At 62.6% G+C, this 16,178-nt stretch carries 17 protein-coding genes; 15 read left to right on the forward strand and 2 right to left on the reverse strand.

Translation table 11 applies throughout. The annotated features are described in order from the left end of the window. Positions 1-7: 7 nt before the first annotated feature. Complete coding sequence (locus tag HED64_RS04650; RefSeq protein WP_168150881.1) at positions 8-934, reverse strand: SDR family NAD(P)-dependent oxidoreductase; 927 nt, start codon at positions 932-934, stop codon at positions 8-10. 128 nt (positions 935-1,062) lie between these two features. Between HED64_RS04650 and HED64_RS04655 the strand changes: the two genes are divergently transcribed. From HED64_RS04655 to HED64_RS04715, 13 genes are all read left to right on the forward strand, one after another. Next, a complete protein-coding gene (locus HED64_RS04655; protein ID WP_168150882.1) occupies positions 1,063-1,530 on the forward strand; it encodes a MarR family winged helix-turn-helix transcriptional regulator in 468 nt (155 codons plus the stop codon). A gap of 205 nt (positions 1,531-1,735) precedes the next feature. Then, complete coding sequence (locus HED64_RS04660) at positions 1,736-2,146, forward strand: TOBE domain-containing protein (RefSeq protein ID WP_168150883.1); 411 nt, start codon at positions 1,736-1,738, stop codon at positions 2,144-2,146. Next, positions 2,143-2,955: a molybdate ABC transporter substrate-binding protein gene (gene modA, locus HED64_RS04665; protein ID WP_168150884.1), complete on the forward strand. Its 813-nt coding sequence runs from the start codon at positions 2,143-2,145 to the stop codon at positions 2,953-2,955. The genes HED64_RS04660 and modA overlap by 4 nt, the downstream gene beginning before the upstream one ends. Before the next feature lie 8 nt (positions 2,956-2,963). Beyond that, a complete protein-coding gene (locus HED64_RS04670; protein WP_168150885.1) occupies positions 2,964-3,782 on the forward strand; it encodes an ABC transporter permease in 819 nt (272 codons plus the stop codon). Next, entirely contained in the window at positions 3,779-4,825 is a 1,047-nt protein-coding gene (locus HED64_RS04675) for a sulfate/molybdate ABC transporter ATP-binding protein (RefSeq protein ID WP_168150886.1), read from the forward strand. Before HED64_RS04670 ends, HED64_RS04675 begins: the two co-directional genes overlap by 4 nt. A 185-nt stretch (positions 4,826-5,010) precedes the next feature. Next, positions 5,011-6,201, forward strand: coding sequence for a 4-hydroxybenzoate 3-monooxygenase (locus HED64_RS04680; RefSeq protein WP_168150887.1), 1,191 nt, complete (start codon positions 5,011-5,013; stop codon positions 6,199-6,201). 56 nt (positions 6,202-6,257) lie between these two features. Beyond that, positions 6,258-7,091 (forward strand): protocatechuate 3,4-dioxygenase subunit beta, encoded by an 834-nt coding sequence (gene pcaH / locus HED64_RS04685; protein ID WP_168150888.1) that lies wholly within the window; start codon positions 6,258-6,260, stop codon positions 7,089-7,091. Between the two features lies 1 nt (position 7,092). After that, the gene (pcaG, locus tag HED64_RS04690) at positions 7,093-7,686 is read left to right on the forward strand and encodes a protocatechuate 3,4-dioxygenase subunit alpha (RefSeq protein ID WP_168150889.1); all 594 of its coding nucleotides are present in this window, start codon (positions 7,093-7,095) and stop codon (positions 7,684-7,686) included. A 165-nt stretch (positions 7,687-7,851) separates the two neighbouring features. Continuing rightward, positions 7,852-9,255: a lyase family protein gene (locus HED64_RS04695; protein ID WP_168150890.1), complete on the forward strand. Its 1,404-nt coding sequence runs from the start codon at positions 7,852-7,854 to the stop codon at positions 9,253-9,255. After that, positions 9,252-10,067, forward strand: a complete 816-nt coding sequence (locus HED64_RS04700; RefSeq protein WP_168150891.1) for an alpha/beta fold hydrolase — start codon at positions 9,252-9,254, stop codon at positions 10,065-10,067. The genes HED64_RS04695 and HED64_RS04700 overlap by 4 nt, the downstream gene beginning before the upstream one ends. Next, positions 10,064-10,480, forward strand: coding sequence for a 4-carboxymuconolactone decarboxylase (gene pcaC, locus HED64_RS04705; RefSeq protein WP_168150892.1), 417 nt, complete (start codon positions 10,064-10,066; stop codon positions 10,478-10,480). Before HED64_RS04700 ends, pcaC begins: the two co-directional genes overlap by 4 nt. A gap of 279 nt (positions 10,481-10,759) precedes the next feature. After that, on the forward strand, positions 10,760-11,644 hold the full coding sequence (locus HED64_RS04710) for an SDR family oxidoreductase (RefSeq protein WP_168150893.1): 885 nt from the start codon (positions 10,760-10,762) through the stop codon (positions 11,642-11,644). A 149-nt stretch (positions 11,645-11,793) separates the two neighbouring features. Continuing rightward, positions 11,794-12,753 carry a D-2-hydroxyacid dehydrogenase family protein gene (locus tag HED64_RS04715; RefSeq protein WP_168150894.1) on the forward strand — a complete coding sequence of 320 codons (960 nt, stop codon included), beginning with the start codon at positions 11,794-11,796 and terminating at the stop codon, positions 12,751-12,753. A 9-nt stretch (positions 12,754-12,762) separates the two neighbouring features. On the opposite strand, the gene HED64_RS04720 is transcribed toward HED64_RS04715, so the two are convergent. Then, positions 12,763-13,692 carry a LysR family transcriptional regulator gene (locus tag HED64_RS04720; RefSeq protein WP_245325623.1) on the reverse strand — a complete coding sequence of 310 codons (930 nt, stop codon included), beginning with the start codon at positions 13,690-13,692 and terminating at the stop codon, positions 12,763-12,765. A gap of 158 nt (positions 13,693-13,850) precedes the next feature. On the opposite strand from HED64_RS04720, the gene HED64_RS04725 reads away from it, so the two are divergent. Together HED64_RS04725 and HED64_RS04730 are read left to right on the forward strand one after the other, a co-directional pair. Further along, entirely contained in the window at positions 13,851-15,224 is a 1,374-nt protein-coding gene (locus tag HED64_RS04725) for an MFS transporter (RefSeq protein WP_168150896.1), read from the forward strand. 52 nt (positions 15,225-15,276) lie between these two features. Next, positions 15,277-16,077, forward strand: coding sequence for a 3-hydroxybutyrate dehydrogenase (locus tag HED64_RS04730; RefSeq protein WP_245325624.1), 801 nt, complete (start codon positions 15,277-15,279; stop codon positions 16,075-16,077). The last annotated feature ends 101 nt before the right edge of the window (positions 16,078-16,178 follow it).

Raw genomic sequence — 16,178 nt, forward strand, 5'->3', positions numbered from 1 at the left:
CCCTTTGCTACTTGGCTGCCGGTTCGGGCTGCAGCTCGGCGGGAAGCTCTGGGAACTTCTCGCCGACAGACTGCTGCATGTCGGCAAACGGGAAGCGTTCCTGCAAGGTCTCGAAGTCCCACCCGCCGTCGTTGAATGCCGACTCGATGGCTTCGGGGTGGCTCCACAGCTGGAGGCGGTCCCCGCCGGCGCCGATGGCCTGACCGGTGATGTTGCCGGCTTCCTCGGTGGCGAGGAAGGCGATGAGTCCGGCGACGTCGTCGGCGGTGCCGAAGCCCAGTTCCTTGCGGAAGAAGTCCGGCATGGCCTCCCCGCGCTCGTCTGCCTCGACAGCCTTGGCGAAGAAGGGAACGGTTTTGGTCATGGCGGTGGCCGCAACCGGGATCACGGCGTTGACGGTGACGCCGGCTCGCTTCATTTCCATGGCCCAGGTGCGCACCATGCCCACGATGCCGGCCTTGGCGGCGGCGTAATTGGTCTGGCCGAAGTTGCCGCGTTGGCCGGTCGGCGAACCGATGGTGATGATGCGCCCGGCGATGTTGTTTTCCTTGAAGTAACCGTAGGCCTCGCGGACGCAGGTGAAGGTGCCGCGCAGGTGCACGTTGATGACCAGGTCGAAGTCCTCGTCGGTCATCTTCAGGATCGATTTGTCGCGAAGCACCCCGGCGTTGGTGACCAGGATATCCAGGCGGCCGAAGTTCTCCACGGCGGAGGTGACAAGTGCCTTCGCGGTTTCTGTAGTTCCAACGGGAGCCACGACCGAAACTGCCTTGCCCCCGGCCTCGGTGATTGAGGCGACAGCCTCGGCTGCCACCTTCTCATCGACGTCATTGACGACCACTGCGGCCCCCTGGCGCGCGAGTTCCTGAGCGTAGCTCAGGCCAAGTCCGCGTCCACTGCCGGTAACGATTGCAACTTTTCCAGCCAGCGACATGTCTGCTCCTTCGAGGATAGTTATTGCTCCCGCCGACCTACTCGTGGGAACCTTGTTATATACATAACAACTTAAACTCTTGAAAAAGTCAACGATTAAGTTTCTTATCAATCTCGAGGAGCAACACCATGGCGATCAAGCCAGGTACCACCGTGAATACTGTCGACCGCTTCCTAGCCAGCGAATTGGCAGGGGACATCGAGTTCCTCACGGCACGAACCCGCTCACTGGGATCATCGCGTGCCAACAAGCTCCTTGAGCCGCTCGGACTGAAAGTCCGCTCGTACTCCGTATTGTCCCTAGCCTGCAGCAACCTGGCGCCAACACAGCGCGAGCTGGCTGAGTTCCTTTCCCTTGACCCAAGTCAGATCGTGCCGCTGATTGACCAGCTGGAAGAACGCGGCCTCGTGGAGCGGACTGCCGACCCCCAGGATCGCCGGTCCAAGGTCATCACCGGAACCACTCTGGGGGTGCAGCTCTACGAGAAGGCACGCCTGGCAACCGCCGAGGGCGAAGCTCTGGCCATGGCGCGACTCAGTAAGTCCGAACAGGAGACCTTACGCGAACTGCTCTCGCGCATGGCGTTCCAGGACTAGAAGACGCGTGGCGGCCGTGTGCTGACAAAGGAAGATTACCGATCCCGCCCGGCCGCGTCTTGTTGCACTTTTTACGGCAATGCAAGCCGTCGCAGCCCCGTTGTTACCATGATGCCCAAACTTCAAGTTCAGCCAGAGAAGCGTAAATTATCTAATTTGCGACTCATACTCACCTAAAGAGCCGCAAATGAGGCATTATGTGGGTATGACCAAAATTCGAGTCGCCGAAGCCGCACGATTTCTGGGAGTCAGTGATGACACCATCCGGCGCTGGACAGAAAACGGAAACCTCAGTCCGCTCAAGGACGATTCCGGGCGACTGGCCGTTGACGGTCTTGAACTGGCCCGCCTAGCCAGAGACCAGGCTCAGCTACCCGACGATCCATCATCAACCACTTCTTCCGCACGCAATCGTTTTGTCGGACTGGTTACCGGAATCACCATGGATACCGTCATGGCGCAGGTCGAATTGCAGTGCGGACCATTTCGCGTCGTCTCACTTATGAGCAGCGAAGCCGCCCGCGAAATGAATCTCGAACTGGGTTCCGTCGCCACCGCAGTGGTCAAGGCAACCACCGTCATCATCGAATCCCCGCAGGGAAAGATCGGCATATGAGCATCCATCACCGCCCCTGGGCCACGATCCTCACGGCAACCGCACTCATCCTCGGGCTTGCCGGCTGCGCCTCTGGCACCGTCGACAACGCGGGCAATCAATCCCCGTCGGGAAGCAGCACCACCAGTGAACCGAGCGGTGAGATTACTGTCTTTGCTGCGGCCTCGTTAAAGACCACGTTCACCACCCTGGCCGAGAAATTCGAGGCCGCACACCCCGGTACCACCATCAAACTAAGCTTCGCCGGTTCCGCGGACCTGGTCACCCAGCTCACCGCCGGCGCCCCGGCGGACGTCTTTGCATCGGCAGATACCAAGAACATGTCCAAACTCCAGGACGCCGGCCTTATTGCTGACACGCCAATCGACTTCGCCACCAACACTCTGGAAATTGCCGTCCCTGCGTCCAACCCTGCCGCGGTCAATTCCCTTGCAGACTTGGCCGAACCCGGAATCAAGCTGGTCATCTGCGCGCCGCAGGTACCGTGCGGGGCAGCAACAAAGTCCATCGAGGAATCCGCGGGCATTACGTTGGCACCGGTCAGCGAGGAATCCTCGGTCACCGACGTAATGGGCAAGGTGACAAGCGGTGAGGCCGACGCTGGGCTCGTGTACGTTACCGACATCAAGACCGCCGGGGACAAGGCCAAGGGGATCAAATTCCCCGAGTCCTCCGCCGCGGTGAACACCTATCCGATCACCACCGTGAGCACTTCCAAAAATAAGGTTCTGGCCGACGCCTTCATCACCTCGATCACCGACACGGAGGGCCAAAAAGTCCTGACCGACGCCGGGTTCGGAACCCCGTAGGGCCCGGCGTGAACCGACGCAGCCCGGCCGGGTATACCGCGGTTCCCCCTTGGATCTACGCCGTGGCTGGCGTGGGGGCATCTTTTGTTTTGATCCCACTGCTCGCCATGGTCGCCAAGGTCAACTGGTCCCAGTTCATCCCCCTCATCACCTCCGAATCCTCACTGACGGCGTTGGGACTGAGCCTACGGACCTCGGCGGCCAGCACGGTGCTGTGCATCGTGCTGGGCATCCCCCTGGCCTTGGTGCTTGCACGCGGGAATTTGAGAGGCCAACAACTTCTGCGTGCCTTCATCCTGCTGCCGCTGGTGCTTCCGCCGGTGGTTGGCGGCATCGCGCTGCTTTATACCTTTGGTCGTCAGGGATTGCTTGGCCACAGCCTTGAGCTGGCGGGGTTTCAGATAGCGTTCTCCACCACCGCTGTGGTCATGGCGCAGACCTTTGTGGCACTGCCATTTATGGTGGTCAGCCTCGAAGGGGCACTGCGTACCGCCGGGGGTAAATACGAGGCGGTCGCCGCCACCTTGGGCGCCCGGCCGACCACGGTATTGCGCCGCGTGACACTGCCACTGGTATTGCCCGGTCTAGCCTCTGGTGCAGTATTGTCCTTTGCCCGCAGCCTCGGGGAATTTGGCGCAACCTTGACGTTCGCTGGATCACTGGAGGGAGTCACCCGGACCCTACCGCTGGAGATCTACTTACAGCGCGAGAGTGATGCCGACGCGGCGGTGGCACTCTCACTGGTCTTAGTAGCGGTGGCGGCAATTGTTGTCGGGCTCGCTTACGGCAACCCTCAGCGAACGACGAAGGCAAAGGTGCCCCAGTGAGCTTTCATTTCGAGGCAACCCTTGCCAGCCGCGACTTCGATGTTTCACTTCATTGTGAACCTGGTGAAACTCTAGCCGTGCTGGGGCCCAATGGAGCAGGAAAATCGACGTTGCTGGCGATCATTGCTGGCCTGTTGCGCCCCGATGCAGGCAAGGCGTCCATCGGCGAGCGCGTGCTCTTTGATCTCGGTGCACCTGCACGTACTTGGTTGCCCCCGCACTCCCGCGAAACCGCACTATTGGCCCAGGAACCACTACTCTTTCCCCACCTCAGTGCATTGGAAAATGTCGCCTTTGGACAGCGTAGTCAGGGGGTTCGCGCGGCAGCCGCACGCAGCAGTGCCCGTGACTGGCTTGCCGCCACGGAGACCGAAGAATTTGCTTCCCGGCGCCCCGACCAGCTGTCGGGCGGGCAGGCGCAGCGTGTTGCCTTGGCCCGCGCGCTGGCCACCTCGCCCGAACTTTTACTGCTAGATGAGCCCATGGCCGCGTTGGATATCCATTCCGCGCCCATGATGCGTCGACTACTCAAGCGCGAATTGGCGCACCGCTTCGCCATCATCATCACCCATGACGTGCTTGATGCGTTGATGTTGGCCGATAAGGTGGCGATTCTGGAGGGCGGACGCATTATCGAATTCGGACCAACCCTCGAGGTGCTGAACCGGCCTCGTTCGCGTTTTGCCGCAGGGCTCTCGGGACTCAACCTGATCACTGGACCAACACGGGATGAAGGTATTGATACCGACTACGGGTTGATCGCCGGTACCAGTGAATCCCCGCTGCCGCCGGGCACCCTGGCGGCAGCGACCTTCTCTCCTGCGGATATTTCCATTTATCTGGATCCCCCACATGGCAGCCCGCGCAATATGCTCACCGCGTCCATCACCGAGATCGAGCCGCACGGTGATGCGATTCGAGTGCGGGCCGGGCAGCTGGCCGCCGACATCACCGTTGCTGCCCTGGCAGATTTGGCCCTTGAACCCGGGATGCGGGTCTTTTTTGTCCTCAAGGCAACCGCGGTGCGCATCTACCCTGCCTGAGTAGGCACCGCACTCGCATCGATCACCCGCATCAACAATTATCATTCAATGAGACTGTTGATGCATCGACGGTGAGCGTGCCCACAGACTGGTTCCAGACACTTCACCACCGAGGACACCGCGAGCCATGCGCAACGATGCGTTTCGGCCAATGACCTCCCGGTAGAAAGACTTGGATCCTGCTTATGAGTACAGCGCGCACCATCATCAAGACTCAAGTCGGCATCGTGGGCGGCGGTCCCGCCGGATTAATGCTCTCGCATCTTTTGGCCAAGACCGGCGTCGAAAACCTCGTTGTTGAGTCCCGTGATCACGAGACCATCCGCAACACCCACCGAGCCGGCATCCTGGAGGCCGGTTCGGTCAAGATGCTCACCGACTCCGGCGTCAACGGACGCGTACTGACCCATGGCGACGAGCACACCGGGATCGACCTGCGCTTCAACGGCGAATCCCACCCGCTGGACTTCACCGACCTGGTCGACGCCACCGTCACGCTCTACGCACAGAACGAGGTCTTCGTCGACCTAGCCGCGGCCCGTAAACGCGATGCCGGCGACGTGCGCTATTCCTCCGAGGTCACCGCGGTCTTCGACCTGGAAACCGAGACCCCGAAGTTCCACTTCACCGACGCGGACGGCAACGGCTTCGAGGTGCACTGCGACATTCTGGTCGGCGCCGATGGCTCGCGGTCCTTCTGCCGCCGCGCGGTTCCCGGCACACAAGACTTCAAGATCGAGTACCCCTTCGCCTGGTTCGGCATCCTCACCGAGGCCCCCAAGAGCTCCCCTGAACTGATCTACGCGAACTCCCCACACGGCTTCGCCCTGATCTCCCAGCGCTCGGAGACCGTGCAGCGCATGTACTTCCAGTGCGACCCGAACGAGGACGTGGATTCCTGGAGCGATGACCGGATCTGGAACGAACTACAGCGCCGCGTCGACGGGTCCGACGGCTTCACCCTGAAGACCGGGAACATCTTCGACAAGACCGTGTTGAAGTTCCGCTCCTTTGTCCGCGAACCGCTCTCCCACGGCCGGATGTTCCTGATCGGCGACGCCGGGCACACCGTCCCGCCCACCGGTGCCAAGGGCCTGAACCTGGCCTTCGCCGACGTCAAGGTGCTCTTCGAAGCCATCGACTCGTTCTACTCCACCCAGAACTCGGCGCTGCTGAACGGCTACTCCGATCTGGCGCTGAAACGCGTCTGGAAGGCGCAGAACTTCTCCTACTGGATGACCTCGATGCTGCACACCCCGGTGAACGCCGACCCATTTATGGCTAAGCGCGCGCTGGGCGAACTCGATACCGTCACCTCCTCCCGTTATGGGCAGCAATACCTAGCCGAGTCCTACACCGGCTGGCCACACTCCTAGCCTTCTCCCGTCTTTTCTCCACCATCTCCGCACGCCCCCACCGAAAGGAGCACGCAGTGAGCACCGAAACCACCTCACCCGAGACGTTCAACGATTCGCATGTGCTGGATCCAGCAGCCACCACGCTCTCCCAGGAAGCCATCTCCACCGAGATCGCCGACATCCATGAGGCCTACCGCCAGTTAGTTGTTGACGGGAAGAAAGCCGAGACGCAGCCGCGTATCGACTTCGCTCCCTACCGTTCCTCACTGCTGCGCCACCCCACCAAGAACCTGCACCACGTGGACCCCGAGACCATCGAGCTGCATTCCCCCGCCTTCGGCGAGCGCGACGTGCACGCCCTGGAATCGGATCTGACTATCCAGCACAACGGCGAGCCGATCGGCGAGCGCATTGTGGTCGCCGGGCGCGTACTTGACGGTGACGGACGCCCGGTCGCCGGCCAGCTGGTGGAAATCTGGCAGGCCAACGCCGCCGGACGTTACATCCACAAGCGTGACCAGCACCCTGCCCCGATCGACCCGAACTTCACCGGTGTGGGTCGTGCGATCACCGGCCCCAATGGCGAATACTCCTTCACCACCATTAAGCCGGCGCCCTACCCGTGGAAGAACCACCACAACGCCTGGCGCCCGGCGCACATCCACTTCTCGCTCTTCGGAACCGACTTCACCCAGCGGATGATCACCCAGATGTACTTCCCGGGCGATCCGTTGTTCAGCCTTGACCCGATTTACCAGGCGATCACCGACAAGGATGCCCGCGACCGGTTGGTCGCCACCTACGACCACTCGATCACCAGCCACGAATGGGCCACCGGCTACAACTGGGACATCGTGCTGACCGGGTCCAACCAGACCTGGATGGAAGACGAAGAGGGAGATCACTAACATGACTCAGTCACCTAACACCGGCGCAGCCGCATTGAAACTGGCTCCCACCCCGGGACAGACCATCGGCCCGTTCTACGGTTATGCCCTTCCCTATGAGAAGGACAACGAACTGGTCAACCAGTCCCGGCCCGGCGCCGTCCGCCTGCACGGCGTGGTCACCGACGGGGCCGGGACCGTCATCCCCGACGCACTGCTAGAAATCTGGCAGCCCGACGAGGACGGCAGTATCGTCTCCAAGGACGGCTCGCTGGTGCGCGACGGCTACACCTTCACCGGGTGGGGCCGCACGGCAGTGGACAACGTCGGGCACTACACCTTCACCACGCTGAATCCCGGAGCCACCGAGGCCGGCAAGGCACCGTTCATCATGCTCACTGTCTTCGCCCGCGGCCTACTCAACCGCCTGTTCACCCGCATCTACCTGCCGGAGGACACCGCGGCACTGGCCAACGATCCGTTGCTGTCCTCACTGGACCCCCAAGCGCGTCAAACGTTGATCGCCACCCGCGAGGAAGATGGTTCGTTGCGCTTCGACATCTCGCTGCAGGGCGAGGGCGAAACCGTGTTCCTGTCCTACCCGCGCGAGTCGTAACACTCGCTCCCTCAAGTGCCCCCGAGCGCCGGGGACTCGCCGTTTTCACGCCCGAACCGGGATGATGGTCACGGTGAGTTCCCGCGTTGCGGGGGCTTTGGCAGTTCATTCCCGCCATCTAGCTTCGCCAGCCACATCAACAGACCTCCAGGAGAATCACCGCCCATGTTCCCGGCCGATTACGGACTCTTGACCCCAGCGTGGGCGGCGACGCCCGTGGCAGATACCACCTCGGATACCGCCTTCGCCCAGGCAATGCTCGACGTGGAGGCCGCCTGGGTCAAGGTTCAGGCCGACGCCTCGCTGTGCAGCGCCGCTGATGCCCAAGCCGTCGCCGATATCGCCAAGGTTGAGCTTTATGATCTGGCCGAGCTAGCCGGCAAGGGTCCTGATGGGGCCAACGCGCTGATCCCACTATTGGGCATGATGCGTGCGCAACTCACCACTTCCGGCGCCCCCGCGACCGCTGCAACCGCACTGCACCGCGGGGCCACCAGCCAGGACGTGATCGACAGCGCCCTGATGCTCATGGCAGCCCGCTCCATCACGCTGCTCCGCGCCGACCTGCTAACAGCCGGTGTAGCGCTCTCCGAACTCAGCGCCGCACACGCCACCACCCTGTGTGTGGCGCGCTCCCTGACCCAACATGCGCTGCCCACCGTCTTCGGGCTGCGCGCAGCAAACTGGCTCGCAGCCCTCACCGCGGCCGGGCGCGTCCTTGATGCCGTGTCCCTGCCTTTGCAATGGGGCGGGGCGGTGGGCACTCTGGCCTCACTGCACCAACGCCTGGGCACCTCTCTTCCGTACAAATCCGAGCATTCCCTGGCCGAACGGGCCCACCAACTTTCCACCGCTCTGGCTACGGAACTTGGCCTGAGCGTCCCGGTCGCCCCCTGGCACACGGTGCGCCAACCGGTACTGAGCCTGGGTTCCGCGCTGGGTTCGGTCATTGCAGCGGCCGGTACCTTCGGCGCCGACGTACTCACCGCTTCCCGTCCGGAGATCGGCGAACTGTCCGAACCGCGCGAGGCCGGCAAGGGTGGATCTTCCGCCATGCCGCAAAAACAGAACCCCGTTCACTCGGTACTGCTGCGCAACGCCGCATTTGCCGCCCCCGCCCACGTTGGAACGCTCTTCACCGCCGCCGGTACCGCAGTGGATGAACGTCCAGACGGCGGCTGGCATGCAGAATGGGCTCCACTGCGCGAGCTGCTCCGCTTGGCTGGCGGCGCCGGGCACCACGCAGCGAGACTGGCCACGGGACTAGATGTTCACCCCGAGGCCATGGCCCGGAATATGGCCCTGTCCGGGGACCTTTTGGTATCCGAGCGTATCTCGGCCGTGGTGGCCCCCTTGGTGGACGGCGGCAAGGCAGCGGTGCAAGAGCTGGTCCTTGAATCCTTGCGCACCGGCACCCCCCTGCGTTCCCTGTTGCTAGGAGTCCTGCCCTCGGACATGGACAACCACGTGTTCCTGGATGACCTGCTGGACCCGGCCGGCTACCTAGGCTCGGCCACCGACTTTATTACCCGTATTCGCGACGATTTCAACGATTGGAAGGTCTCATGAGCATCCCTACCCTGACCCCATCCCTGCTGCATGCAGCACCGGAACTACCCACTCTCATTCTCGGCCCCTCGTTGGGCACCGGTTCGCTGGCCCTCTGGGGACCGGCCGTGCCGTACCTCAAGGACAACTTCCAGCTGGTGGCCTGGGATCTTCCGGGACACGGCGAGTCGGTTCCCTCGACCGAAGAATTCTCCATGGCCGAGCTGGCCGCGGGCGTCATCAACATGATCCAGGCGCTGGAAACCGATCAGGTCATCGCCGCTGCCGCACCACTGTTTTACGCCGGTGTCTCCATTGGCGGCGCCATCGCGCTGCAGCTGGCTAACGATTTCCCCGGCGCCTTTGCCGGGCTCTCGGTCATTTGCTCGGCAGCAAAGATCGGCACCCCCGAGGGCTGGAAGGACCGCGCGGAACTCGTGGCCAAGGCCGGCACTCCGGTCGTCGTGGCCGGTTCCGCCGAACGCTGGTTTGCCCCCGGTTTCATCGAAGCCAATCCAGTGATCTCCACCGACCTGCTGCACAATCTGCAGGATGCGGACCGCTTTGCCTATGCCCATGCCTGTGGCGCATTGGCCGGCTTCGATTTGCGTGAATCTCTGGCCACCATGAGCGACCCGATCCTGGCGATCGCCGGCGCCCACGACTCGGTCTGCCCGCCGGCAGATGCCCAGTTCATCGCGCAGCACACGCAAAATGGCCAAGCCGCCACCGTTGATACCGCCGCGCACCTAGCCCCGGCCGAAGACCCGGCAGCCACCGCCGCACTGCTGAACGACTTCTTCGCCTCGATCACCACGGAGAAAACCGCATGAGCAGCGCCGATCGCCTCCCCTGGGACACCTATGATGCGGGCTTAGCCGTCCGCAAGCAGGTCCTTGGCACCGAACACGTGGCCAGGGCCACCAACAACTCCAACGAATTTACCGACGAATTCCAGGAAATGATCACCCGCTATGCCTGGGGCACCATCTGGACCCGCGATGGCTTGGAGCGCACCACCCGCAGCGCCATCACGCTGACCGCGCTGATCGCCGGCGGCTATTGGGAAGAGCTCGAAATGCACGTGCATGCGGCCTTGCGCAATGGCATGACGGCGAACGAGATCAAGGAAGTCTTCCTGCAATCGGCCATCTACTGCTCGGTTCCAGCGGCGAACACCGCGTTTAAGATCGGCAAGAAGGTCTTGGCCGAATACGCGGAACAAGACGCCGCCGCGGCCGAGTAAGAGCTTTTGCACAGCGGTATGAGAAGGGATCTGGACGATGAAAATCGTGCGGATCTCTTCTTTTTTCTTCCGTGTCATTTCGCTCGCTGGCAACCACCGGCGTTTTCACGGATCCGGCGTACTCACAAATAAATTGGGTTCACCGGGTTGCTGGTAGGCCACTGCTTTCCATCACAAAAGCAACGTCCCTCAAAGTGCGTCATGCTTTTGGGGAAGTAATCGCGGCCACGTGCGGTTGTGCAAAGGGACAGTCAGATTTTTTTCCGCGAAAGGAACCCCATGACCATTCTCGTCACCGGCGCCACCGGCCAGCTCGGCCGCCTTGTTGTTGAAGCACTTCTCGAAAAGGCCGTGCCCGCGGACCAGATCGTGGCCGGTGGTCGAAACCCGGCCAAGTTGGCCGAGCTTGCAGCTCTGGGTGTGCAGACGCGCAGCATTGACTACTCCGACCCGGCATCGCTGCGCGAGGCATTCACCGGCGTCCACAAGGTCCTGTTGGTATCCGGAAATATCCCCGGTTCCCGGGTCAGTCTGCACCTAAACGTCATCGAGGCTGCCAAGGACGCCGGTGTGGAATTACTCGCTTACACCAGCATTCCGAATGCCGACTCCAGCACCATGGCCCTGGCCGTCGACCACCAGGACACCGAGCGCGCGTTGAATAACTCGGGGCTGCCCGTCGCCCTGTTGCGCAATGGCTGGTACCTGGAAAACTACACCGACCAGTTGGCCGGCTACCTACAGCACGGGTCGGTGTTTGGTTCCGCTGCTGAGGGTGCCCTGAACGGCGCCACCCGCGCCGATCTTGCCCAGGCCGCGGCGGCCGTATTGCTGGCCGATGACCAGGGCGGCACCATTCACGAGCTCGGCGGAAGCGACAGCTTCACCCTTGCCGATCTGGCTCAGGAAGTTACCGCCGCCACCGGTCAGTCGGTGACCTACCAGGACCTGCCCGAGGAGGATTTCTCCCACGTGCTCATCGGCGCCGGTGTACCCGAAGCTTTTGCCAGGATCTTGGCCGACAGCGATCGCGGCATTGCCCGCGGCGACCTGCTGGTCCAGGGCAATGCCTTGGAGACTCTGCTCGGCCGTCCGGCCACCACGCTGCGTGAAGCGGTGCAGGCGAGCGCTTCGGTTGCGGCAGTGACCCAGCCAGCCAGCTAAGTCACCCGCGTATCGTGCGGCGGCCTCGGAACCACTAGGTTCCGAGGCCACTCGTTTTTGGTGCATCCACAATCGACGGACCAAATTTCACGAACCTGCCGGTGGTTCGCGCCCACGATCACCCGGCCCGGGACTCCTAGAATGAAGCCATGCGCATCGCGATCCTTGATGATTACCAGAATGTTGCCCGTTCGATGGCCGATTGGGAGTCGCTGAACGGCAAAATCAGCGTCTTCACCGAGTTCCTCGGGCACGACGACGATTCCGTCTGCGAGACACTGCAGGACTTTGACGTGGTGGTGATGATGCGCGAGCGAACCCCGTTCACCGCGCAGCGCCTGCGTCGGCTCCCCGCGTTAAAGCTGCTGGTTACCACTGGCATGCGCAACGCCGCCATCGATCTTCAGGCGGCGCTGGAGCTGGGCATCACGGTGTGCGGCACTTCCGGTAGCCCGGCCGCGGCAAGCGAACACACCTGGGCACTGATCATGGCGGCGGCCCGACGTCTAGATCTCGAGCTTTTCTCCGCCGCGCGGCCGCGCACCGCCGACCAGCCCTGGCAGCAGAGCCTGGGCACCGAATTGCGTGGAAAGACCCTCGGTCTTTACGGCCTGGGCAAGCTGGGCAGCCAGGTCGCGACGATCGGTCAAGCCTTCGGGATGCGGGTTATCGCCCACAGCCAGAACCTCACGGCCGAACGGACCACCGAGCTGGGTGTGGAGCTGGTCTCGCAGGAGCAGCTTTTTGCCCGCAGCGACGTGCTGTCCATCCACCTAAAACTCTCCGAACGCACCACCGCGGTGGTGGGTGCGCAGCAGCTGGCGCTCATGAAGCCCGGGTCCATCCTGATCAACACCTCGCGCAGCGCCATCATCGTTCAGGACGCGCTGCTGGCAGCGCTTGGTTCCGGGGCTCCGAAGGTGGCGGCCATCGACGTTTTTGATATTGAACCGCTGAAGGAAAACAATCGATTACTGCAAACTCCGGGGGTCATTGCCACCCCGCATCTGGGCTACGTGACGGAGGATCAGTACCGGATCTTCTATTCCGGTGCTCTCGAGGATATCGCCGCGTGGGCCGCCGGAACACCGATTAACGTGCTCACCTGAGCTTCGTCCTCAGTGGCTCAGCGGCGTAATGCCCAACAGGGCGTCCTTGACCGCGATCGTGCGCTGGCGCAGCGCCTGTGCCACCGCCGCCACGGCTGGCTGACGCAACGAGTCGGGGCGCAGCACCATCCAATATGGCAGGTTTTCGGCGAAGTCCTCGGGCAGCAGGCGCACCAAATCCGGGTGGTGATCGGCCATGAAGCAGGGCAGGAAGCCGATTCCGGCGCCGGCCCGCGTGGCCTCAACGTGGACAAAAACGTTGGTGGAGCTCAGCGAGTCAAGCATCCCGGGCACCAGCCGTCGCGGCGCATCCAGATCGTCAACCTGCAGCATCGAATCAACAAAGTACACCAGCCGGTGTTGGCTCAGTTCCTTGATGCCGGCCGGTGAGCCGAACTCCTTGAGATAGCTGACCGAGGCATACATGCCCAAGGTGTAGTAGCCCAACCGGATCGCCTCGGCCCGGTGCACCTGGGGTTCACCGACCACCACCTCCAGATCCAGTCCGGAGCGGTGCTGTAATGCCCGTCGGGTGACCGTGACGATTTCCACGCTGAGGTTCGGGTGCGCACGGCGCAGTTGGGCGACCGCAGGCGCGATGATGAAGGCGCTAAAGCCGTCGGTGGCGGAAATGCGCACCACCCCGGAAATCGCATCGGCTTCCGCCTCGCCCGCGTTGATGGTGGCCACAGCCGTTTCCACGTCCTCGGCGGCGCGTACGGCCTTGCGGCCCAGGTCCGTTAGCTCCCATCCACCCACGGTGCGCGCCAGCGTCCTGCCGCCGAGGCTCTTGTCCAATGCCGCAATTTGGCGCGAGACGGTGGTGTGGTTCAACCCCAGGGATTCGGCCGCCGTTGTAAAGCGTCCGGTCCGTGCCACGGCAAGCAGGACCAACAGATGATGGGGGTTCGGGGTAGTCCCGGAAACGTGGAGGTTCATATCTGCAATTGTGCACCCATTCTCTGCGCAACTGGTCATTGCTGCACACCGCTGCCCGTATCCATACTGAGTGAAGTCTTCCTGTGTAATGGATCACAGGACCCGTCTCGCAATGCCGATATCAACGCCGACATCTGCAGAACATAAGGAGCGCCTTGATGAGCACCAACAAGCTCAGCGATACCCCCGTCTCGGAGAAATCCGGGCTGAAAAAGATCGTGGCCGCCTCGATGGTGGGCACGGTGGTGGAGTGGTACGAATTCTTCCTCTACGCCACCGCCGCCTCGCTGGTCTTCGGTAAGTTCTTCTTCCCGAACGCAGGCTCGGAACTCGACGGCATCATCGCGGCGTTCCTGACCTATGCGGTGGGCTTCATCGCCCGCCCGCTCGGTGGCATCGTCTTTGGCCAGATCGGCGACAAGCTCGGGCGCAAGCACACCCTGCAGGTCACCATCATCATGGTCGGCGTGGCAACGTTCCTGATGGGCTGCCTGCCCGGCTTCAACTCCATTGGCTACTGGGCACCGGCACTGCTGGTGATCTTGCGCTTCATCCAGGGCTTCGCCGTGGGCGGCGAATGGGGCGGAGCGGTCCTTCTGGTGGCCGAGCACAGCCCGAATAAATCCCGTGGTTTCTGGTCCAGCTGGCCACAGGCCGCGGTTCCGGTGGGCAACCTGCTGGCCACTCTGGTGCTGTTGGGCATGAGCTGGATCCTCCCGGCCGAGCAGTTCCTGTCCTGGGGCTGGCGCGTGGCCTTCTGGGTCTCGGCCTTCATCGTCATCATCGGTTACTACATCCGCACCCACGTGTCCGAGGCACCGATCTTCCTCGAGGCCCGCGCCCAGGTGGAAGCCGACAAGGCCGTCAGCTACGGTGTGCTGGAAGTGGTGAAAAAGTACCCCAAGGGTATCTTCGGCGCCATGGGCCTGCGCTTTGCCGAGAACATCCTCTACTACATCATCGTGTCCTTCACCATCGTGTACCTGAAGACCGTGCACTCCTACGACACATCCCAGCTGCTGCTGGCCCTGCTAGTGGCCCACATCATCCACTTCCTGGTCATCCCGCAGGTTGGCCGGCTTTCCGATGCCCTGGGCCGCAAGCCGGTTTACCTCGCCGGTGCGATTCTCGGCTCCACCTGGGCCTTCTTCGCCTTCCCGATGTTTGATACGCGCAATCCTTGGATCATCATCCTGGCCGTCACCATCGGCCTGTGCTTCCACGCCCTGATGTATGCGGGCCAGCCGGCCATCATGGCCGAAATGTTCCCCACCCGCATGCGTTACTCCGGCGTCTCGCTGGGCTACCAGGTCACCTCGATCGTGGCCGGCTCCATGGCCCCGATCATCGCGACGGCCTTGCTGAAGAACTACGGCTCCTGGCTGCCGGTGGCCATCTACGTTGCGGCGGCCTGTGCCATCACCGCGATTGCGGTGATCACCCTGAAGGAAACCCGCGGTGTCTCGCTGCACGATATCGACGACGCCGATGCCCGCAAGCACGGGTTGAACACGGCCCGGGTCTCCAGCTGAGCACCCACGAGTTCAACACCTGCACGCAATAGCACCACGTAAGGAACAGTTCATGACCCAGCAGCAAACCCCACGGATGAGAGCAGCGTCCCCACAGCCGTTGGCGGGGCGGCGGGCCCTGGTCACCGGAGGTGCCAGCGGCATCGGTTTGGCCGTGGTGCACGCACTGGCGGCCCGCGGCGCGCACGTCATCGTCGCGGATAGGGATCAATCAGGCGCCGAGGCGGTGGCCGCGGAGGTCGGTGGCTCAAGCTGGGCCGTCGATTTGCTGGATCCGGCCGCCGTGACCGACGAGCGCTTAGCCGAAGAACTCGACGGGGTGGACATCTTGGTCAACAATGCCGGAATCCAGCATGTGAGCCCGATTCAGGACTTTGACCCGGAAGATTTCCGTCGGATCTTGACCCTCATGGTGGAAGTTCCCTTCCTGCTGATCCGGGCGGCCTTGCCGAAGATGTATGCGCAGGGGTTCGGCCGGATCATCAATGTCTCCTCGGTGCACGGGCTGCGTGCCTCGGCGTTTAAATCCGCCTACGTCACCGCCAAGCATGGGCTCGAGGGGCTCTCAAAGGTCACGGCGCTGGAAGGTGGCGAGTTCGGGGTGACCAGCAATTGCGTTAACCCCGGCTACGTGCGGACCCCTCTGGTAGAAAAGCAGCTGACGGACCAGGCCCGAGTCCACGGCATCGGAGAAACCGAGGTGTTGACCAAGATCATGCTGACCGAAAGCGCCATCAAGCGGCTGATCGAGCCGGAGGAAGTGGCCTCGCTGGTCGCCTGGTTGGCCAGCGATGAGGCGGCCATGGTGACCGGTTCCAGCTACACCATGGATGGCGGCTGGTCTGCCAGCTAGTGCCACCCTTGGGCGCACCCCAACAACACAGCGGTCCCGGACTAGCGCTAATGCGCTGGTCCGGGACCGCTGTGTTGTCGCATGAGGGACGCCGTCACGGC

It is taken from the genome of Paeniglutamicibacter terrestris (genome assembly GCF_012271785.1).
GTDB classification, from domain to species: domain Bacteria; phylum Actinomycetota; class Actinomycetes; order Actinomycetales; family Micrococcaceae; genus Paeniglutamicibacter; species Paeniglutamicibacter terrestris.